The sequence below is a fragment of the Pseudomonas sp. MBLB4136 genome, assembly GCF_051904765.1.
In the GTDB taxonomy this organism is placed as follows: domain Bacteria; phylum Pseudomonadota; class Gammaproteobacteria; order Pseudomonadales; family Pseudomonadaceae; genus Aquipseudomonas.
Window position 1 is genome coordinate 1,072,686 of the sequence record NZ_CP196713.1, and the last position, 19,138, is coordinate 1,091,823.

Genomic DNA, 19,138 nt, shown 5'->3' on the forward strand with positions numbered 1-19,138 from the left:
GCTGTGCGCCCCGCGCCCCGGGGCTTGTCGCCGGCACCGACCGGCGGCCGGAAAAAGAGATTTGCAAAAGGCCGGATAATCCTTAGAATATGCGGCCTTTCGGGCCTAGTGCCCTATGCGTGCATTTCAGTTTTGCAGCACCGACTACAGGAACGAAGTTCAATGGTAACCATCCGTCTTGCCCGTGGCGGCTCCAAAAAGCGCCCTTTCTACCACCTGACCGTGACCAACAGCCGCAATGCGCGCGATGGTCGCTTCGTTGAGCGCGTCGGTTTCTTCAACCCGGTTGCCTCGGGTGCCGAAGTGAAGCTGTCCGTGAATCAGGAGCGTGTCAGCTACTGGCTGAGCCAGGGCGCACAGCCGTCTGAGCGTGTTGCTCAGCTGCTCAAGGAAGCTGCCAAGGCTGCTGCCTAAGCACTCCTTATGAGCACGATGCCGGCGCCCGCCGAGGACCTGGTTGTACTCGGCAAGATTGTCTCGGTGCATGGCGTGCGGGGTGAGGTGAAGGTGTACTCCTTTACTGATCCCGTGGATAACGTGCTCGAATACCGCCGTTGGACGCTCAGGCGTGACAACGAGGTAAAGCAGGTCGAATTGGCCAGTGGGCGCTTGCAGGGCAAGGTCCTGGTGGCAAAGCTCAAGGGACTCGATGATCGCGAAGTGGCTCGTACCTTCGCCGGTTTCGAAATTTGCGTGCCCCGCAGCGAGCTGCCGGAACTCAGCGATGGCGAGTTCTACTGGTATCAGTTGGAAGGTCTCAGGGTCATAGATCAGGCTGGGCAGCTGCTTGGCAAGATCGATCACCTGTTTGAGACTGGCGCCAACGATGTAATGGTGGTCAAGCCCTGCATCGACAGTCTGGACGAGCGCGAGCGCCTGTTGCCCTATACCGAGCAATGCGTGCTGTCGATCGATCTGGCTGCCGGCGAAATGCGGGTTGACTGGGATGCGGACTTCTAAGCGTCATGCCGAGCTTGCGCGTTGAAGTCATTACGCTGTTCCCGGAGATGTTTGCCGCCATCGGCGATTACGGCATTACCAGCCGTGCGGTGAAGCAGGGGCTGTTGCAGCTGACCTGTTGGAACCCGCGCAGCTACGCGACAGACCGTCATCACACCGTGGATGACCGGCCTTTCGGTGGCGGTCCCGGCATGGTGATGAAGATCAAGCCGCTTGAGGATGCTTTGCTCGATGCCAAGCAGGCCGCAGGTGGTCAGGCGAAGGTGATCTACCTGTCGCCGCAAGGTCGTCAGCTGACCCAGTCAGCGGTACGCGAGCTGGTGAACGAGGAGGCGCTGATCCTCATCGCCGGCCGCTACGAAGGCATCGACGAGCGCTTTATCGAGGCGCATGTCGATGAGGAATGGTCGATCGGGGATTATGTCCTGTCCGGCGGTGAGCTGCCGGCCATGGTGCTGATCGATGCGGTAACGCGCCTATTGCCTGGTGCACTAGGTCATGCGGACTCGGCCGAGGAGGATTCCTTTACGGATGGCCTGCTCGACTGCCCGCACTACACCCGCCCGGAGGTGTATGCGGATAAACGTGTTCCCGAAGTGTTGCTTAGTGGCAACCACGAACACATCCGGCGCTGGCGTTTGCAGCAGTCCCTTGGTCGGACCTGGGAACGCCGTGCCGATCTTCTGGATAGCCGCTCGCTTTCTGGAGAAGAGAAGAAGCTGCTGGAGGAATTCATCCGCCAGCGGGACGATAGTTAACGTATCGATGACCGGCCCGACGGCCTGTCTTAGGAGCGCAGCATGACCAACAAAATCATTCAGCAGATCGAAGCTGAGCAGATGACCAAAGAGATCCCGACCTTCGCCCCGGGCGACACCGTGGTCGTTCAGGTCAAGGTGAAGGAAGGCGACCGTCAGCGTCTGCAAGCCTTCGAAGGCGTGGTGATCGCCAAGCGTAACCGTGGTCTGAACAGCGCGTTCACCGTGCGCAAGATCTCCAACGGCGTTGGCGTTGAGCGTACCTTCCAGACCTACAGCCCGCTGGTCGACAGCCTGGCTGTCAAGCGTCGCGGCGATGTGCGCAAGGCCAAGCTGTACTACCTGCGTGACCTGTCCGGTAAGGCCGCACGCATCAAGGAGAAGCTCGCCTAAGGCGCGCTTCCCTGCAGAAAAAAGCAGCCCTCGGGCTGCTTTTTTTGTTTCTGGAGTTGGCTCCTGTTCTGCCGCATCTTGTCGCCGTGCGCCTGGGCGAGTCCCGGGGCAGCCGGGGCCGTCGACTTCACGCGCTCGATCATTTTCCTGGAGTCCGGGTGGATGTCTGGGGCGCAGAATAAGCTTGACGTCGGTCGCGTGGGCGTGAAGGCCGCCGTGGCCTGGAATGTCGCTATCGCCGGTAGAGGCTGCCAGCGCAGGTCTTGCCCCGGAGGCGCCGAGCCGAGCGCCGCCTGGGTGGCGGCGCTCGGTAGTCCGATGTACGGGTTCGTTTAGGAGGCCTGCAGGCTTTCCTGCTTGGCCTTCGCGGTATCGGTGGTCTGGGGCTCTATCAGGGCCACCAGGATCCAGCCGGCTTGCGGGTGCATAGTGCTCTGGGGCGTGACCACGTGCACCCAGCCTTCGCGGTCGCGGGCGAACAGCAGTGTGGCTCGCGCACCATGCAGGGCCTGGTAGTCCTCCCAGCTGAAAGCGTCGGTCAGGGTCGTGCTGTACAGCTCGGCATCCTTGGCCAGGCGGCTGGCTGCCTGGGGGTAGGTCAGTGGCTGGCTGCCCAGGGGGCGGCCACGGTGCTCGTCACTGGCGCGGTGCTTGTCGCTGCGCCGGCTTTCCTGGCCACTGGCCAGGCTGAACAGTCGGGTGTGCCCGAAGTCGTGGCGAAAGCGCATGCTCGCCAGGGTGTTCAACTCGCCGGCCGGGGACAGCGCCAGCAGGTGGCCGATGCCGACCAGGTCGAGGTGGGCTTCGGCGTGCTGGGAGGCCGGGTTGCCGAAATAGGTCGGCAGGTTGTCCATGCGGGCGGCGCGAATGTTTTCCCAGCTCGAGTCGGTCAGCAGCACGCGGCAACCGAGCTGCTGCAGGGCCTTGCCGATGGTTCGTGCGACCGGGTTGGCGCCAATGATCAGGAAACCGCTGGGGGCGGGCTCGGCGACGTTCAGCAGGCTCGCCAGGGGGCGCGCGGTGGCGCTCTGCAGCACCACGGTGCCGATGATCACGGCGAAGGTCAGCGGAACCAGCAGTTCGGCGCCGGCGTGGCCGGTTTCGCTCAGGCGGATGGCGAAGATCGCGGAAACCGCCGCGGCGACGATGCCGCGCGGGGATATCCAGGCGAGCAGGGCGCGCTCGCGCCAGCTCAGGCTGGAGCCGAAGGTCGACAGGGCGACGTTCAGTGGGCGGGCGATGAACTGGATGATCGCCAGCAGCAACAGCACCGCCGGGCCCAGCGCCAGCAGGGCGCTTAGGTCCAGGCGCGCGGCGAGCAGGATGAACAGGCCGGAAATCAGCAGCACGCTGAGGTTTTCCTTGAAGTGCAGGATGTGCCGGACATCCACGCCTTTCATATTGGCCAGCCACATGCCCATCAGGGTCACCGCAAGCAGGCCGGACTCGTGCATCACCTCGTTGGAGGCGATGAACACCCCGAGCACCGTGGCCAGCACGGCGAGGTTGTGCAGGTAGTCGGGCAGCCACTGGCGGCGCAGCACCTGGCCGAGGGCCCAGCCGCCCGCCACGCCGAACAGGCTGCCACAGAGGATGACCCCGGCGAAGGTGGTCAGGCTCTGGCTCCAGCCTTCGCCCTCGCCGCTGGCGATGATGAAGCTGAACACCACGACCGCCAGCAGGGCGCCGATCGGATCGATGACGATGCCTTCCCAGCGCAGGATATTGGCCACCGAGGCCTTCGGGCGTACCACCCGCAGCATCGGCACTATCACCGTCGGGCCGGTGACCAGGGTTAGGGTGCCGAACAGCAGGGCCATCTCCCAGGTGAAACCGAGCAGGTAGTGGGTGGCGACGGCGATCACGCCCCAGGTGGCCAGGGCGCCGACGGTCACCATGCGCTTGACCACGCTGCCGATCTCCCGCCATTCGGACAGGTGCAGGGTCAGGCTGCCCTCGAAGAGGATCAGCGCGACGGCCATCGACACCATGGGGAACAACAGCGAGCCGAACAGCGCCTGTGGATCGAGCCAGCCGAGTACCGGCCCGGCGAGAATCCCGCAGATAAGCAGGAACAGGATCGCCGGCAGGCGCAGGCGCCAGGCCAGCCACTGGCAGGCGAGGGCGGAAGCGCCTATGGTGGCGAAGGCGAAGAGGATTTGCTGTTCGTTCATCGGATGTCCTTGGAATGCGGGGCGCTGGCCGTACTTGGCCAGGCTGTGAAAGACTAACCCGCTTTAAGATGCCGCCATAGTCCCGCATGCCTGCCATAGACCATCCCCTGATCGACCGCTTCCTCGATGCCCTGTGGCTGGAAAAGGGCCTGTCAGCGCATACCCGTGCGGCCTATCGCAGTGACCTGGCGCATTTCAACGGCTGGCTCGTTGAGCGCGGCCTGCTGCTCGAGCGCGCCGGGCGCGAGGCGATTCTCGACCACCTGGCCTGGCGCCTGAATGAAGGCTACAAGGCGCGCTCCACCGCGCGCTTCCTCTCGGCTGCCCGCGGTCTCTATCGCTACCTGTTGCGCGAGGGCCTGATCGCGCTCGATCCGACCCTGCAGGTCGACCTGCCCCAGCTCGGTCGTCCGCTGCCCAAGTCGCTCTCAGAAGCCGATGTCGAGGCGCTGCTGGCGGCCCCGGACCTGGGCGAGCCGCTCGGCCTACGCGATCGGGCCATGCTCGAGGTGCTCTATGCCTGCGGCCTGCGGGTCAGCGAGCTGGTCGGTCTGACCCTGGAGCAGGTCAACCTGCGTCAGGGTGTGCTGCGGGTCTTCGGCAAGGGCAGCAAGGAGCGCCTGGTGCCGCTTGGGGAGGAGGCCATCGCCTGGATCGAGCGCTACAGCAAGGAGGCGCGTCCGCTGCTGCTCGACGGCAAGCCCAGCGTCGTGCTGTTTCCCAGCCTGCGCGGCGAGCAGATGACCCGGCAGACCTTCTGGCACCGCATCAAGCTGCAGGCGCGGGTCGCAGGGATTTCCTCGGCGCTGTCGCCGCACACCCTGCGCCATGCCTTCGCCACCCATCTGCTCAACCATGGCGCGGATTTGCGTGTGGTGCAGATGCTGCTGGGGCACAGCGACCTGTCGACCACGCAGATCTATACCCATATCGCCCGTGCGCGCCTGCAGGAGTTGCACGCCCAGCACCATCCGCGGGGCTGAGATGGCCGTCCGGCTGCCGCGGTCTGTCATTGCCGGCTTCTATGGTAGGCTGTGCCAATCTTCGTTAGTCCCTCGTTCGACAGGAGTTTCCATGCGTTTGACCCGCATCTCTGCGGCCCTGGCTGTCGCCCTGGCCAGCACCTTTGCCCTGGCCGCAGATCCCGATCAGGCAATCCGTCAGAGCCTGCTGTCGATCCAGCCCGACATGCCGATTGAGGCGATCGCCGAGAGTCCGATGCCGGGTCTCTATCAGGTCCAGCTCAAGGGCGGACGCCAGCTGTATGCCAGCGCCGACGGCCAGTTCCTCCTGCAGGGTTACCTCTACCAGTTCAAGGACGGCCAGGCGATCAACCTGACCGAGCAAGAAGAGAGTCGTGCCATCGCCAAGCAGGTCAATGGCATCGCCGCCGAGGAAATGGTGGTGTTCCCGGCCAAACAGGCCAAGACCCACATCACCGTGTTCACCGATACCGATTGTGGCTACTGCCAGAAGCTGCACAGCGAGGTGCCCGAGCTCAACCGTCTCGGCGTCGAGGTGCGTTATGTCGCCTTCCCGCGTCAGGGCTTGCAGAGCCCGGCCTACCAGGAACTGGTCAGCGTCTGGTGCGCCCAGGATCGTCTGGCGGCAATGGATCTGGCCAAGGCCCGCAAAGACGTGCCCGAGGCGCAGTGCGACAACCCGGTCGCCCAGCAGTACGCCCTGGGGCAGATGATCGGGGTCAACGGTACGCCGGCGATCGTCCTGGCCAACGGCAAGCTGATTCCCGGTTATCAACCGGCGCCACAGCTGGCCCAGCAGGCCCTGGAGGCCAAGTAGCCGCGGGCTCGACTCGATTGACTAATAATCGGCCGCTTCGTAAGGTGCGGCTCATTTTCCACGGCCGGAGCTTGCTCCGGCCGTTTTACGCAGTGCAGATGGGGAGTTCAGTGTGAAACCGGTCAAAGTAGGCATCTGTGGGTTGGGCACCGTCGGTGGCGGTACCTTCAACGTGCTCACGCGCAACGCCGAGGAAATCGCGCGTCGTGCCGGGCGTGGCATCGAAGTGGCGCAGATTGCGCTGCGTTCGCAGAACCCGCAGTGCGACATTACCGGTATTGCGATTACCCAGGATGTCTTCGAGCTGGTCGACAATCCCGAGATCGAGATCGTCATCGAGCTGATCGGCGGCTATACCCTGGCACGCGACCTGGTGCTCAAGGCCATCGACAACGGCAAGCATGTGGTCACCGCGAACAAGGCGCTGATCGCCGTGCATGGCAACGAAATCTTCGCCAAGGCCCGCGAGAAGGGCGTGATCGTCGCCTTCGAGGCGGCCGTGGCCGGCGGCATTCCGGTGATCAAGGCGATCCGCGAGGGCCTGGCCGGCAACCGCATCAACTGGCTGGCCGGGATCATCAACGGCACTGGCAACTTCATCCTCAGCGAGATGCGTGAGAAAGGTCGCGCCTTCGAGGACGTGCTCAAGGAAGCCCAGGCCCTCGGCTATGCCGAAGCCGATCCGACCTTCGACGTCGAAGGCATCGACGCGGCGCACAAGCTGACCATCCTCGCCTCCATCGCCTTCGGCATCCCGCTGCAGTTCGACAAGGCCTACACCGAGGGCATCACCAGGCTGACCACGGCCGACGTCAACTACGCCGAGGCCCTGGGCTACCGCATCAAGCACCTGGGCGTGGCGCGCAGCACCGACGCCGGCATCGAGCTGCGCGTGCACCCGACCCTGATCCCGGCCGACCGCTTGATCGCCAACGTCAACGGCGTGATGAACGCGGTGATGGTCAACGGCGATGCCGCTGGCAGCACCTTGTTCTACGGCGCCGGCGCCGGCATGGAGCCCACCGCTTCCTCGGTGGTGGCCGACCTGGTCGACGTGGTGCGCGCCCTGACCACCGACCCGACCAACCGCGTGCCGCACCTGGCGTTCCAGCCGGATTCGCTGTCCGATCACCCGATCCTGGCGATCGAGTCGTGCGAGAGTGCCTATTACCTGCGCATCCAGGCCAAGGACCATCCGGGCGTGCTGGCCCAGGTGGCGAGCATCCTGTCCGAGCGCGGCATCAACATCGAGTCGATCATGCAGAAGGAAGTCGAGGAGCATGACGGCCTGGTGCCGATGATCCTGGTCACCCACCGGGTGGTCGAGGCGCGCATCAATGGGGCCATCGCCGCCCTGGAGGCGCTGGACGACGTGGTCGGCAGCGTCGTGCGCATCCGTGTCGAGCAACTGGTCTGAGGAACAGAGTCATGCGTTATATCAGTACCCGCGGCCAGGCACCGGCCCTGAATTTCGAAGACGTGCTGCTGGCCGGTCTGGCCAGCGACGGCGGCCTCTACGTGCCGGAGAACCTGCCGCGCTTCACCCAGGAGGAGATCGCCTCCTGGGCCGGCCTGCCCTACCACGAGCTGGCCTTCCGGGTGATGCGCCCGTTCGTGACCGGCAGCATCAGTGACGGCGACTTCAAGAAGATCCTCGAGGAAACCTACGGCGCGTTCGCCCACAACGCCGTGGCGCCGCTGCGCCAGCTGAACGGCAACGAGTGGGTGCTCGAGCTGTTCCACGGCCCGACCCTGGCGTTCAAGGACTTCGCCCTGCAGCTGCTCGGCCGCCTGCTCGATCACGTGCTGGAAAAGCGCGGCGAGCGCGTGGTGATCATGGGCGCCACCTCCGGCGACACCGGCTCGGCGGCCATCGAGGGCTGTCGTCGCTGCGACAACGTCGACATCTTCATCCTCCATCCGCACCAGCGGGTGTCGGAGGTGCAGCGCCGGCAGATGACCACCATCCTCGGTGACAACATCCACAACATCGCCGTGGAAGGCAACTTCGACGACTGCCAGGAGATGGTCAAGGACAGCTTCGCCGACCAGAGCTTCCTCAAGGGCACGCGCCTGGTGGCGGTGAATTCGATCAACTGGGCGCGGATCATGGCCCAGATCGTCTACTACTTCCACGCGGCCCTGCAGCTCGGCGGCCCGGCCCGTTCGGTGGCCTTCTCGGTGCCCACCGGCAACTTCGGCGACATCTTCGCCGGCTACCTGGCGCGCAACATGGGCCTGCCGATCAGCCAGCTGATCGTCGCGACCAACCGCAACGACATCCTGCACCGCTTCATGAGTGGCAATCAGTACGTCAAGGACACCCTGCACCCGACCCTGTCGCCGTCCATGGACATCATGGTCTCGTCGAACTTCGAGCGGCTGCTGTTCGACCTGCACGGACGCAACGGCGCGGCGATCGCCGAGCTGATGGCCAACTTCAAGCAGGGTGGCGGTTTCAGCGTCGAGGAGGACCGCTGGACCGAGGCGCGCAAGCTGTTCGACTCCCTGGCCGTGGACGACCGGGCCACCTGCGAGACCATCGCCGAGGTGTTCAAGGAGTGCGGCGAGTTGCTCGATCCGCACACCGCCATCGGCGTGCGCGCGGCGCGCGAATGCCGGCGCAGCCTGGCCGTGCCCATGGTGATCCTGGGTACCGCCCACCCGGTGAAATTCCCGGAAGCGGTGGAGAAGGCCGGTATCGGCCAGTCGCCACAGTTGCCGCCGCACCTGGCCGACCTGTTCGAGCGTGAAGAGCGTTGCACCGTGCTGGCCAATGATCTGAAGACCGTGCAGGGCTTCGTGACGGCCCACGGTAATCGCGGCAAGCCGCTGTAAGCGCCTCCTGAGCATGCGCGAAGCCCGTTGTCGCCCCTGGCGGCAGCGGGCTTTCGCGTTTCTGCGGGCAGCGCTGTCAGCCGTGGCCGGCTAGGCTCAGAGTGTTACAGGCGTGGCGGCGCGAGGCAGGCCATGAATGAGCAGCGCGATGAATTGCCGCCCCAGGTGATGGCGGCGTTGCAGCAGGGGCACAAGGTCGAGGCGATCAAGGTGCTGCGCGAAAGTCGTGGGCTGGAGCTGCGGCAGGCCAAGGCGGTGGTGGACGCTTACCTGCATGCCCATCCGGAGTTGCTTGCGGCTCGGCCCGCGAGCAGCCATCGGCATGGACTGCGCTTCTGGGTGTTGCTGAGCCTGCTGCTGGGCGTGCTTCTGCTGCTGTTCAGCAATCGCCTTTAGCGCTTCGATTTCGCCCCTCAGCTGGCCAGCAGCAGGTACGCCAGGCCCATCAGCACGATCAGCGCGACCCACACCAAGGCATTGAGCCTGCTGGAGGCCACGATGCCGGGGCCGCGCAGGGGGATCGGTGGGTTCTCCTCCAGGTAGCGGTCGATGCGCGCTTCGGCCTCCTTGGCGCCGATGGCCGAGTGGGCGCGCAGCAATCCGATGGCCCTCACGCGGTGACCGGCTTGCAGGGCCCGGAGCACGTCAGGCGGCAGTTGCTCTTCGGCCTGCTGCATCGCATGCCTCCCGGTCGCCTTCAGATGACGCCGCTGCGCCGAAGCTCGGCGACCTGCTCTTGCTCATAGCCTAGTTCAGCGAGCAGGGCCTCGGTGTGCTCGCCGAGCTTGGGGCCTATCCACTCGGCAGAGCCCGGGGTGTCCGACAGCTTGGGCACGATGCCGGGCATCTTGAACGGCTTGCCGTCCGGCAGCCTGGCGCTGAGGAACATCTCGCGGGCCAGGAACTGCGGGTCGGTGAACATGTCTTCGGCGCTGAAGATGCGACTGGCCGGCACCTCGGCCCGACCCAGGGTGGTCAGCACCTCGTCCAGCGGCAGTGAGCCGACCCAGCGGTCGATCACCCCGTAGAGCTCGTCGCGGCGAGCGTCGCGGCCGTCGTTGCTGGCCAGTTGCGGGTCGTCGGCCAGGTCGTGGCGGCCGATGGCGCGCATGAAACGCTTGAAGATGGCGTCGCCGTTGGCGCCGATCTGCACATGCCTGCCGTCGGCGCTGGTATGGATGGAGGAGGGGGTGATGCCCGGCATGATGTTGCCGCTGCGCTCGCGGATGAAGCCGAACACGTCAAACTCCGGCACCATGCTCTCCATCATGGCGAACACCGCCTCGTACAGCGCCACATCCACCACTTGGCCCTGACCGCAGTTGACCTCGCGATGGCGCAGGGCCATGAGTGCGCCGATCACCCCCCAGAGGGCGGCGATCGAGTCGCCGATGCTGATGCCCGTGCGCACCGGCGGGCGGTCCTCGAAGCCGGTGATGTAGCGCAGTCCGCCCATGGACTCGCCCACCGCGCCGAAGCCCGGCTGGTCCTTCAGCGGGCCGCTCTGGCCGAAGCCGGACAGGCGCACCATCACCAGTCCGGGGTTGAGTGCATGCAGCACCTCCCAGCCCAGGCCGAGCTTCTCCAGGACCCCGGGGCGGAAGTTCTCGATCAGGATGTCGGCCTCGGCGAGCAGCTTCAGCAGTACCTCGCGGCCCTCTTCGTGCTTGAGGTTGAGAGTGATCGAGCGCTTGTTGCGTGCCTGCACGAACCACCACAGCGAGGTGCCCTCGTACAGCTTGCGCCACTTGCGCAGCGGGTCGCCGCCGTCCGGTGACTCGACCTTGATCACCTCGGCGCCGAATTCGGCGCAGATGCGCGCGGCGAAGGGGCCGGCGATCAGGCTGCCGAGTTCGATGACCTTGAGGCCGGCGAGGGGTTTGCTGGGATTCATGCATGACTCCGTGTGGATGGTGCGTCGCGCCTAGCCTATTCGATTGCACGGGGCCTGGGGCACGCGCCGGACGAGAAAAAATCGATGTCCCGTCCCGGGACAGGCCTGCAGCGCCACAGGCATTGGCGGCTGTGTCCTGCAGGGCGATAGGGGGGCAATTCGCGCGGCGATGCTGGTCCCTCCTGCGGCCGCCCTGGCTTGACGCACCGGGGGTGTTTCACCTACACGAGGGCAGGGGGCAATTCCTTCGCAATTCATTCAGCCCATCAGGAGTACGCATGCCGCTGCGCAACGCTGTCCAACTGATCACCTATCCCGACCGTCTTGGTCGCAACCTCGGCGAACTCTACCAGCTGCTCGATCAACACCTGGGCGATGCCCTGGGCGGGGTGCATCTGCTGCCGCTGTATCCGTCCAACGCCGATGGCGGTTTCTCGCCCCTGACCCACATGGAGGTCGATCCGCGCTATGGCGAGTGGGCCGATGTCGAACGCATTTCCGCGCGCTTCGATCTGTGCGTCGACCTGATCATCAGCCATATCGCCGATGAGTCGCCGCAGTTCCTCGACTTCCTCGCTCGCGGCCAGGACTCCCCCCATGCCGAGCTGTTCGTCCAGGTCGACAAGCTGGGCGAGATCAGCCTGGAGGACCTGGCGAAGATCCATATCCGCCGGGAAAAGGAGCCCTTTCGCCAGGTGCGGCTGGCCGATGGCACGCAATGCCGGCTCTGGTGCACCTTCACCGAGCAGCAGATCGACCTGAACTACGAGTCGCCGCAGACCTATCGGCTGATGGAGGAGTACATGGCCTTCCTCGCCGCGCGCGGGGTCAAGCTGTTCCGCCTGGATGCCTTCGGCTACACCACCAAACGCATCGGCAGCAGCTGCTTTCTGGTGGAGCCGGAGGTCTACGGGATTCTCGAGTGGTTCCGCGAAACCGGGGCGAAGTACGGTGCCGAGATGCTCCCCGAGGTGCACGATCACATCAGCTACCAGTACGCCATCTCGCGGCGCAACATGCGGCCCTATGCCTTCGCCCTGCCGCCGCTGGTGCTGCATGCCTTTCTCGCCGGCAACAGTCGCTACCTCAAGCAGTGGTTGCGCATGTGCCCGCGCAACCAGCTCACGGTGCTCGATACCCACGACGGCATCTGCATTCCCGATGTCGAGGGCGTGCTGCCCGAGGCGGAGATCCGCTACCTGGTCGACGAGGTCTCGACCCGCAGCGCCGATCCGATCATGCGTCGCTCGGCGGTCAACGTGCACAGCGTGGGGGCCATCTATCAGCTGACCTGCACCTTCTTCGAGGCGTTGATGCGCAACGAGGAGGCCTATATCGCCGCGCGGGCCATCCAGTTCTTTACCCCCGGCATCCCCCAGGTCTACTACGTCGGCCTGCTGGCCGGCTGCAACGATTTCGAGCTGGCCGAGGCCAGCGGCGAGGCGCGTGACGTCAATCGCCACTTCTACAGCCTCGACGAAGCGCAGGCGGCCCTGCAGCAGCCTGTGGTGCAGCGCCTGCTGAGGTTGATGCGCTTGCGTTGCCAGCACCCGGCCTTCGCCGGCCGCTTCGAGCTGATCCAGTCCAGCGACAGCAGCCTGGCCATGGCCTGGCGTCACGGCGAGCATTACTGCCGGCTGCAGGTCGAGCTGAGCACCAGTCAGGCAATCATCCATTACCGCGACCCCGAGGACGGCAGCGAGCGGCAGATGCGCTGCTGACCCGACGCTTCGACGCTTCGACGCTTCGACGGTCCGGCGATCCGGCGATCCGGCGGCGGCCGTTTCGGGTTAGACTTGCGGCCTTTTCGCCCAGCCAAGAAGCCCGCCCATGGCCCTGCCGTCCACCACCTACAAGATCGACCTGAACCTCACCGACATCGATCGCAGCGTCTACGAGAGCCTGCGTTTCACCGTCGCCCGCCACCCCTCGGAAACCGAGGAGCGCCTGGCCGCCCGGCTGATCGCCTACGTGCTGTTCTACCACGAGCAGCTGGCCTTCGGCCGCGGCCTGTCGGATGTCGACGAGCCGGCGCTGTGGGAGAAGAGCCTGGATGATCGCGTGCTGCACTGGATCGAGGTCGGCCAGCCGGACAGCGAGCGCATCACCTGGTGCTCGCGGCGTACCGAAAAGTTCAGTCTGGTGGCCTATGGCAACCTGCGGGTGTGGCAGACCAAGGAACTCGATCCGGTGCGCAGCCTGAAGAACATCAACGTCGTGGCGGTGGGCCAGGAAGCCCTGGCCAGCCTGGCCCTGGACATGCCGCGGGCGCTGAGCTGGAGCGTGATGATCAGCGACGGTGAGCTGTTCGTCACCGACGAGCGCGGCCAGCACGAGATTCCCCTGGAGTGGCTGGTCGGCGAACGCTGAGCGCTTGCGCCGGGTGGTTCAGCGATCTGCCTCCTCCGGCTTGTGGTGGAAAACCCTTCGCGCATTCCACCCTGCGGCCCCTATCCGCTAGTGAAGAACAGAGTCTGGAAATCCGATGCGTATCGAACCCCGCCCGCTGCCTGAAACCCTGCCCGACCTGGGCGAACTGCCGCCGTTGCTGACCCGCCTGTATGCCGCCCGTGGCGTGCAGTCGGCGGCCGAGCTGGACAAGGGCCTGGCGCGGTTGCTTCCGTACCAGCAGCTCAAGGGCATCGAGGCGGCGGTCGAGTTGCTGGTGCAGGCTCTGGAGCAACGCCAGCGCCTGCTGATCGTCGGTGACTTCGATGCCGACGGCGCCACGGCCAGTACGGTCGGGGTGCTGGGCCTGCGCCTGCTCGGCGCTGCCCAAGTCGACTACCTGGTACCCAACCGCTTCGAGTACGGCTACGGCCTGACCCCGGAGATCGTCGCCGTGGCCCTGGAGCGCCGGCCGCAGCTGTTGATCACCGTGGACAACGGCATCTCCAGCGTCGAGGGCGTGGCGGCGGCCAAGGCCGCCGGGCTCAAGGTGCTGGTCACCGATCATCACCTGCCCGGGGCCGAGTTGCCGGCGGCCGACGCCATCGTCAATCCCAACCAGCCGGGCTGCGCCTTCCCCAGCAAGGCCATGGCCGGGGTCGGGGTGATGTTCTACGTGCTGCTGGCCCTGCGCGCGCGCCTGCGCGAGCTGGACTGGTTCGCCCGGGCCGGCGTGGCGGAGCCGCGTCCGGCCGAACCGAACCTGGCCGAGCTGCTCGACCTGGTGGCCCTGGGCAGCGTCGCCGACGTGGTGCCGCTGGACGCCAACAACCGCATCCTCGTCCATCAGGGCCTGGCGCGCATCCGTGCCGGCCGTGCCCGTCCGGGGCTGCGGGCGATTCTCGAGGTGGCCGGCCGCGACCATCGGCGGATCACCTCCACCGACCTGGGCTTCATCCTCGGCCCACGCCTGAATGCCGCCGGGCGCCTGGACGACATGAGCCTGGGCATCGAGTGCCTGCTCTGCGAGGACGAGGCGCTGGCCCGCGACATGGCCCAGCAGCTCGATCAGCTCAACCAGGACCGCAAGGCGATCGAGCAGGGCATGCAGCGCGAGGCTCTGGCCCAGCTCAAGGAACTGGCGCTCGAGGACCTGCCGTTCGGCCTGTGCCTGTTCGAGCCGGACTGGCACCAGGGGGTGATCGGCATCCTCGCCTCGCGCCTGAAGGAGCGTTACCACCGGCCGACCATCGCCTTCGCCGACGCCGGCGAGGGCGTGCTCAAGGGCTCGGCGCGTTCGGTGCCGGGCTTCCATATCCGTGATGCGCTGGATGCGGTGGCGGCCAGGCATCCGGGGCTGATCAGCAAGTTCGGCGGGCATGCCATGGCCGCCGGCCTGTCCCTGCCGCAGGAGCATTTCGGCGCCTTCGCCGCGGCCTTCGATGCCGAGGTGCGGCGCCAACTGGTGGAGGATGACCTGACCGGACGCCTGCTCTCCGATGGCAGCCTGGCGGTGGAGGAGTTCCACCTGGAGCTGGCCCGGGCGCTGCGCAATGCCGGGCCCTGGGGCCAGCACTTCCCGGAGCCACTGTTCCACGGCATCTTCCAGATCGTGCAGCAGCGGGTGGTCGGCGAGAAGCACCTCAAGCTGGTGCTCAAGACCGAGTGTGGCGGCCAGACCCTGGACGGCATCGCCTTCAACGTCGACCGCGAAGTGTGGCCCAATCCCACGGTGCGCTGGGTCGAGCTGGCCTACAAGCTGGACGTCAACGAGTACCGCGGCCAGGAAAGCGTGCAGCTGATTGTCGCGCATATCGCCCCGCGCTGAGGCGGGGCGTTCGCCGTTTTGGTCTCAGGACGGCGCGATCTGCGTCCCGTGCGGGGCCGCAGCAGGCGCTGAGACGTTAGCCTCCCATGACGCCGGCCAGTGGAACTCGGCGCAGTTCTTGCCCGCGCGCTTGGCGCGGTACAGGGCCTTGTCGGCCAACTCCAGAGCCTGTTCGATTGCCCTTTGGCCCCGAGTCCAGATGGCGCAGCCCCAGAGCAGTAATGCTGTGTTGCAGTTCATGGGCCGGGGCCTAGGCCTCGTCCACCGGCATGGGGGCGACCACGGTCCAGCCCAGGCCCGCCCTGGCGGAGGCTCAGGCCGGTCAGGTAGTGCCCGCCGTGCGGCCAGCGCTCCAGGCTCTAGCGGCGCTGGCCTTGGATTTTGCTGCGCCGTCGGTCCGCATCGCGGCAAAACAGGGTGGTCGTCGTGCTGCCAGGCGCCGGCCGAGTCGGGTATACTCGCCGGCTTTTCCGAAAGTTTCACCTGCGAGTGCCGCCAGCCATGGAAATCAACCCGATCCTTAACAGCATCAAGGACCTGTCCGAGCGCACCCAGACTATTCGGGGGTATCTTTGACTACGATCACAAGCATGATCGTCTGGTCGAAGTAAACCGCGAGCTGGAAGACCCGAACGTCTGGAACAACCCCGAGTACGCCCAGAACCTGGGGCGTGAGCGTGCCTCCCTGGCCCTGATCGTCGAGACCCTCGATGACCTGGGCGGCAGCCTGGCCGACTCCCGCGACCTGCTGGAAATGGCCGCCGAGGAAGGCGACCAGGGCGCCGTCGACGATGTCGCCGCCGAGGTCGAACGCCTGCGCGGCATTCTTGAGAAACTCGAGTTCCGCCGCATGTTCAGCGGCGAGATGGACCCGAACAACGCCTACCTGGACATCCAGGCCGGCTCCGGTGGCACCGAGGCCCAGGACTGGGCCAACATGCTGCTGCGCATGTACCTGCGCTGGGCCGACAAGCGCGGTTTCGACGCCACCATCATGGAGCTGTCCGCCGGCGAAGTGGCGGGGATCAAGGGCGCCACTGTGCATATCAAGGGCGAGTACGCCTTCGGCTGGCTGCGCACCGAGATCGGCGTGCACCGCCTGGTGCGCAAGAGCCCGTTCGACTCCGGCAACCGTCGTCACACCTCGTTCACCGCGGTGTTCGTCTCCCCGGAGATCGACGACAACATCGAGATCGAGATCAACCCGGCCGACCTGCGCATCGACACCTACCGCTCCTCCGGCGCCGGTGGTCAGCACGTCAACACCACCGACTCGGCGGTGCGAATCACCCACGTGCCGACCAACACCGTGGTCAGCTGCCAGAACGAGCGCTCCCAGCACGCCAACAAGGACACCGCCATGAAGATGCTGCGGGCCAAGTTGTACGAGCAGGAGATGCAGAAACGCAACGCCGCCTCCCAGGCCCTGGAAGACTCCAAGTCGGATATCGGCTGGGGCCACCAAATTCGCTCCTATGTACTCGACCAGTCGCGGATCAAGGACCTGCGCACCGGCATCGAGAACAGCAACTGCGATGCGGTGCTCGACGGCGATCTCGATGAGTTCATCGAGGCCAGCCTGAAACAGGGCCTGTAAGGCTTTTTACTGCCTCCCCCTTAGCCGGGGAGGACGGGGGTGAGGGGCCGGCGCCTGGCGTTTCCGGCCCGCCCCCTCACCCCGACCCTCTTTCCGCTGGGAAGAGGGGCCGAACCAGTTACGGAACCAAGCGATCATGAGCGACCAACAACTCGACCAGCACGACCACCAAGAACTGCAGCAGGAAGAAAACAAGCTGATTGCCCAGCGCAAGGAAAAGCTTGCCGCAGCGCGTCAGCAGGGCAATCCCTTCCCCAATGACTTCCGCCGCGACAGCTACTGCGCGGACCTGCAGAAACAGTACGTCGACGCGACCAAGGAAGAGCTGGCCGAGGCCGCCATTCCGGTCAAGGTCGCCGGGCGCATCATGCTCAACCGCGGCGCCTTCATGGTGATCCAGGACATGAGCGGGCGCATCCAGGTCTACGTCAACCGCAAGACCCTGCCGGCCGAGACCCTGGAAGCCATCAAGCACTGGGACCTGGGCGACATCATCGGCTGCGTGGGCACCCTGGCCCGCTCCGGCAAGGGCGACCTGTACGTCGAGATGACCGACGTGCGCCTGCTGACCAAGTCGCTGCGCCCGCTGCCGGACAAACACCACGGCCTGACCGACACCGAGCTGCGCTATCGCCAGCGCTACGTCGACCTGATGGTCAATGAGGAGGTGCGCCACAGCTTCCGCGTGCGCTCCCAGGTGATCGCCCATATCCGCAACTTCCTGATGCAGCGCGACTTCCTCGAAGTGGAAACGCCGATGCTGCAGACCATTCCCGGCGGCGCCGCGGCCAAGCCGTTCGAGACCCACCACAACGCCCTGGACATGCAGATGTTCCTGCGCATCGCCCCGGAGCTGTACCTCAAGCGCCTGGTGGTCGGCGGCTTCGAGCGGGTCTTCGAGATCAACCGCAACTTCCGCAACGAGGGTGTGTCGACCCGGCACAACCCCGAGTTCACCATGCTCGAGTTCTACCAGGCCTACGCCGACTACGAAGACAACATGGACCTGACCGAGGAGCTGTTCCGCGAGCTGGCCCAGCTGGTGCTCGGCAGCACCGACGTGCCCTACCAGGGCAAGGTGTTCCATTTCGGCGAGCCCTTCGCCCGCCTGTCGGTGTTCGACTCGATCCTCAAGTTCAACCCGGAGATCAGCGCCGCCGACCTGATGGACGTCGACAAGGCCCGCGCCATCGCCAAGCAGGCCGGCGCCAAGGTGCTGGGCTTCGAGGGGCTGGGCAAGCTGCAGGTGATGATTTTCGAGGAGTTGGTCGAGCACAAGCTGGAGCAGCCGACCTTCATCACCAAGTACCCCTTCGAGGTGTCGCCGCTGGCCCGGCGCAACGACCAGGACCCGAGCGTTACCGACCGCTTCGAGTTGTTCATTGGCGGCCGCGAAATCGCCAACGCCTACTCCGAGCTGAACGATGCCGAGGACCAGGCCGAGCGCTTCATGGCCCAGGTGGCCGACAAGGATGCCGGTGACGACGAGGCCATGCACTACGACGCCGACTTCGTCCGCGCCCTGGAGTACGGCATGCCGCCCACCGCCGGCGAAGGCATCGGTATCGACCGCCTGGTCATGCTGCTCACCGACGCGCCGTCGATCCGCGACGTGATCCTCTTCCCGCACATGCGCCCACAGGCCTGACGGGGATGCAAGCCGCCTTAGGGCGGCTTTTTTGTGAGCGGACCATGGCCTATCCTGCGGGCTAGAGGCAGTACCTGAAGTCAGTTCGTTCGCGCTAGAGGATTGTTCCACCGTGATTCTTACGCCTGCTCAAGAAAACGCCACCCGCGTGGCCACCGCCGTCGCCGAGAGTGTCCAGTACCTGGGGCGCAAGGCCAGTCGGCGCGGCAGCGAACAGCGCCGCCAGGCGATTCTCGACGCCGCCATGCGCATTATCGTGCGCGAGGGCGTGCGGGCGGTGCGCCATCGTGCGGTGGCTGCCGAGGCCGGGGTGCCGCTGTCGGCCACCACCTACTATTTCAAAGACATCAACGACCTGATCACCGACACCTTCGCCCAGTTCGTCGAGCGCAGCGCCGCCTACATGGCCAAGTTCTGGAGCAGCACCGAGGGCGTGTTGCAGGAGTTGGTCGGCCAGCTCGACGGTACCCGCGAGGCGCGGCGCCAGCTGGCCGATGAGATTGCCCGGCTCGCCGTGGAGTACGTGCGCTATCAATTGGTCAACCGCCGCGATCACCTGCTGGCCGAGCAGGCGTTCCAGCAGGAGGCCCTGCTCAACCCGCGGCTGCACGGGCTGGTGAGTGCCCACGCGCAGATCCTCGCCCAGGGCGTCATCCAGTTCTTCGAGGTGCTGGGCTCGCAGCAGCCGGAGCAGGATGCCCGGCTGCTGAACGCGATCATCCTGCGCATGGAGTACCAGGGCCTGCTCGACGGCGTCGAGCACCTGGACAACCAGGGCATGCTGGCCACCCTCAAGCGCTATATGCACCTGGTGCTGGGCCTCTGAGCGCCAGGGCCACGCCACGCCGAGGTGGGCCCGG

18 protein-coding genes are annotated in these 19,138 nt (G+C 65.6%); 15 read left to right on the forward strand and 3 right to left on the reverse strand.

What is annotated here, in order from left to right; genetic code table 11:
* The first annotated feature begins 162 nt into the window (after window positions 1–162).
* From rpsP to rplS, 4 genes are read left to right on the forward strand one after another with little or no spacing between them, the layout of a single operon-like run.
* The gene (rpsP, locus tag ACSX1D_RS04755) at window positions 163–414 is read left to right on the forward strand and encodes a 30S ribosomal protein S16 (RefSeq protein WP_208708687.1); all 252 of its coding nucleotides are present in this window, start codon (window positions 163–165) and stop codon (window positions 412–414) included.
* Window positions 415–432: 18 nt separating this feature from the next.
* Window positions 433–960, forward strand: a complete 528-nt coding sequence (gene rimM, locus ACSX1D_RS04760; RefSeq protein WP_439862267.1) for a ribosome maturation factor RimM — start codon at window positions 433–435, stop codon at window positions 958–960.
* 5 nt (window positions 961–965) lie between these two features.
* Window positions 966–1,718: a tRNA (guanosine(37)-N1)-methyltransferase TrmD gene (gene trmD, locus ACSX1D_RS04765; RefSeq protein WP_439861202.1), complete on the forward strand. Its 753-nt coding sequence runs from the start codon at window positions 966–968 to the stop codon at window positions 1,716–1,718.
* Window positions 1,719–1,760: 42 nt separating this feature from the next.
* Window positions 1,761–2,111 (forward strand): 50S ribosomal protein L19, encoded by a 351-nt coding sequence (rplS, locus tag ACSX1D_RS04770; RefSeq protein WP_208708689.1) that lies wholly within the window; start codon window positions 1,761–1,763, stop codon window positions 2,109–2,111.
* A gap of 332 nt (window positions 2,112–2,443) precedes the next feature.
* Here the strand turns inward: rplS and ACSX1D_RS04775 are convergent, their stop codons facing one another.
* A complete protein-coding gene (locus ACSX1D_RS04775) occupies window positions 2,444–4,285 on the reverse strand; it encodes a cation:proton antiporter (protein WP_439861203.1) in 1,842 nt (613 codons plus the stop codon).
* 86 nt (window positions 4,286–4,371) lie between these two features.
* Between ACSX1D_RS04775 and xerD the strand changes: the two genes are divergently transcribed.
* The 5 genes from xerD to ACSX1D_RS04800 all read left to right on the forward strand — a co-directional run bounded on the left by xerD (window position 4,372) and on the right by ACSX1D_RS04800 (window position 9,319).
* On the forward strand, window positions 4,372–5,268 hold the full coding sequence (xerD, locus tag ACSX1D_RS04780; RefSeq protein WP_439861204.1) for a site-specific tyrosine recombinase XerD: 897 nt from the start codon (window positions 4,372–4,374) through the stop codon (window positions 5,266–5,268).
* 91 nt (window positions 5,269–5,359) lie between these two features.
* A complete protein-coding gene (locus ACSX1D_RS04785; protein ID WP_439861205.1) occupies window positions 5,360–6,085 on the forward strand; it encodes a disulfide isomerase DsbC N-terminal domain-containing protein in 726 nt (241 codons plus the stop codon).
* A gap of 112 nt (window positions 6,086–6,197) precedes the next feature.
* Window positions 6,198–7,502 carry a homoserine dehydrogenase gene (locus tag ACSX1D_RS04790; protein ID WP_439861206.1) on the forward strand — a complete coding sequence of 435 codons (1,305 nt, stop codon included), beginning with the start codon at window positions 6,198–6,200 and terminating at the stop codon, window positions 7,500–7,502.
* Window positions 7,503–7,513: 11 nt separating this feature from the next.
* Window positions 7,514–8,923, forward strand: coding sequence for a threonine synthase (gene thrC / locus ACSX1D_RS04795; RefSeq protein ID WP_439861207.1), 1,410 nt, complete (start codon window positions 7,514–7,516; stop codon window positions 8,921–8,923).
* A 132-nt stretch (window positions 8,924–9,055) separates the two neighbouring features.
* Window positions 9,056–9,319: a 50S ribosomal protein L7/L12 gene (locus ACSX1D_RS04800; RefSeq protein ID WP_208708695.1), complete on the forward strand. Its 264-nt coding sequence runs from the start codon at window positions 9,056–9,058 to the stop codon at window positions 9,317–9,319.
* A 17-nt stretch (window positions 9,320–9,336) separates the two neighbouring features.
* Here the strand turns inward: ACSX1D_RS04800 and ACSX1D_RS04805 are convergent, their stop codons facing one another.
* Together ACSX1D_RS04805 and ACSX1D_RS04810 are read right to left on the reverse strand one after the other, a co-directional pair.
* Window positions 9,337–9,600, reverse strand: coding sequence for a hypothetical protein (locus ACSX1D_RS04805; protein ID WP_439861208.1), 264 nt, complete (start codon window positions 9,598–9,600; stop codon window positions 9,337–9,339).
* 20 nt (window positions 9,601–9,620) lie between these two features.
* Window positions 9,621–10,817 (reverse strand): CaiB/BaiF CoA transferase family protein, encoded by a 1,197-nt coding sequence (locus ACSX1D_RS04810; protein WP_439861209.1) that lies wholly within the window; start codon window positions 10,815–10,817, stop codon window positions 9,621–9,623.
* A gap of 278 nt (window positions 10,818–11,095) precedes the next feature.
* Between ACSX1D_RS04810 and gtfA the strand changes: the two genes are divergently transcribed.
* From gtfA to ACSX1D_RS04840, 6 genes are all read left to right on the forward strand, one after another.
* The gene (gene gtfA / locus ACSX1D_RS04815) at window positions 11,096–12,538 is read left to right on the forward strand and encodes a sucrose phosphorylase (protein WP_439861210.1); all 1,443 of its coding nucleotides are present in this window, start codon (window positions 11,096–11,098) and stop codon (window positions 12,536–12,538) included.
* A 109-nt stretch (window positions 12,539–12,647) separates the two neighbouring features.
* Window positions 12,648–13,187 carry a YaeQ family protein gene (locus tag ACSX1D_RS04820; RefSeq protein WP_208708708.1) on the forward strand — a complete coding sequence of 180 codons (540 nt, stop codon included), beginning with the start codon at window positions 12,648–12,650 and terminating at the stop codon, window positions 13,185–13,187.
* Between the two features lie 115 nt (window positions 13,188–13,302).
* On the forward strand, window positions 13,303–15,033 hold the full coding sequence (gene recJ, locus ACSX1D_RS04825; RefSeq protein ID WP_439861211.1) for a single-stranded-DNA-specific exonuclease RecJ: 1,731 nt from the start codon (window positions 13,303–13,305) through the stop codon (window positions 15,031–15,033).
* Between the two features lie 501 nt (window positions 15,034–15,534).
* Window positions 15,535–16,630, forward strand: a protein-coding gene (gene prfB / locus ACSX1D_RS04830) for a peptide chain release factor 2 (protein WP_439861212.1) whose coding sequence is annotated in 2 segments (ribosomal slippage) — window positions 15,535–15,606 and window positions 15,608–16,630 — 1,095 coding nt in all. Because the reading frame shifts where the segments join, the coding sequence is not laid out codon by codon here.
* Window positions 16,631–16,766: 136 nt separating this feature from the next.
* Window positions 16,767–18,278: a lysine--tRNA ligase gene (lysS, locus tag ACSX1D_RS04835; RefSeq protein ID WP_439861213.1), complete on the forward strand. Its 1,512-nt coding sequence runs from the start codon at window positions 16,767–16,769 to the stop codon at window positions 18,276–18,278.
* Window positions 18,279–18,393: 115 nt separating this feature from the next.
* On the forward strand, window positions 18,394–19,104 hold the full coding sequence (locus tag ACSX1D_RS04840; protein ID WP_439862268.1) for a TetR/AcrR family transcriptional regulator: 711 nt from the start codon (window positions 18,394–18,396) through the stop codon (window positions 19,102–19,104).
* Window positions 19,105–19,138 lie beyond the last annotated feature (34 nt).

Excerpts from the sequence above, each read along its gene's own strand:
- ACSX1D_RS04810 (WP_439861209.1), bottom strand. The coding sequence starts at position 10,817 with ATGAATCCCAGCAAACCCCTCGCCGGCCTCAAGGTCATCGAACTCGGC.
- rplS (WP_208708689.1), top strand. The coding sequence starts at position 1,761 with ATGACCAACAAAATCATTCAGCAGATCGAAGCTGAGCAGATGACCAAA.
- ACSX1D_RS04820 (WP_208708708.1), top strand. The coding sequence starts at position 12,648 with ATGGCCCTGCCGTCCACCACCTACAAGATCGACCTGAACCTCACCGAC.
- lysS (WP_439861213.1), top strand. The coding sequence starts at position 16,767 with ATGAGCGACCAACAACTCGACCAGCACGACCACCAAGAACTGCAGCAG.
- ACSX1D_RS04785 (WP_439861205.1), top strand. The coding sequence starts at position 5,360 with ATGCGTTTGACCCGCATCTCTGCGGCCCTGGCTGTCGCCCTGGCCAGC.
- rimM (WP_439862267.1), top strand. The coding sequence starts at position 433 with ATGCCGGCGCCCGCCGAGGACCTGGTTGTACTCGGCAAGATTGTCTCG.
- gtfA (WP_439861210.1), top strand. The coding sequence starts at position 11,096 with ATGCCGCTGCGCAACGCTGTCCAACTGATCACCTATCCCGACCGTCTT.
- ACSX1D_RS04805 (WP_439861208.1), bottom strand. The coding sequence starts at position 9,600 with ATGCAGCAGGCCGAAGAGCAACTGCCGCCTGACGTGCTCCGGGCCCTG.
- trmD (WP_439861202.1), top strand. The coding sequence starts at position 966 with ATGCCGAGCTTGCGCGTTGAAGTCATTACGCTGTTCCCGGAGATGTTT.
- ACSX1D_RS04800 (WP_208708695.1), top strand. The coding sequence starts at position 9,056 with ATGAATGAGCAGCGCGATGAATTGCCGCCCCAGGTGATGGCGGCGTTG.
- ACSX1D_RS04775 (WP_439861203.1), bottom strand. The coding sequence starts at position 4,285 with ATGAACGAACAGCAAATCCTCTTCGCCTTCGCCACCATAGGCGCTTCC.
- rpsP (WP_208708687.1), top strand. The coding sequence starts at position 163 with ATGGTAACCATCCGTCTTGCCCGTGGCGGCTCCAAAAAGCGCCCTTTC.
- recJ (WP_439861211.1), top strand. The coding sequence starts at position 13,303 with ATGCGTATCGAACCCCGCCCGCTGCCTGAAACCCTGCCCGACCTGGGC.
- thrC (WP_439861207.1), top strand. The coding sequence starts at position 7,514 with ATGCGTTATATCAGTACCCGCGGCCAGGCACCGGCCCTGAATTTCGAA.
- xerD (WP_439861204.1), top strand. The coding sequence starts at position 4,372 with ATGCCTGCCATAGACCATCCCCTGATCGACCGCTTCCTCGATGCCCTG.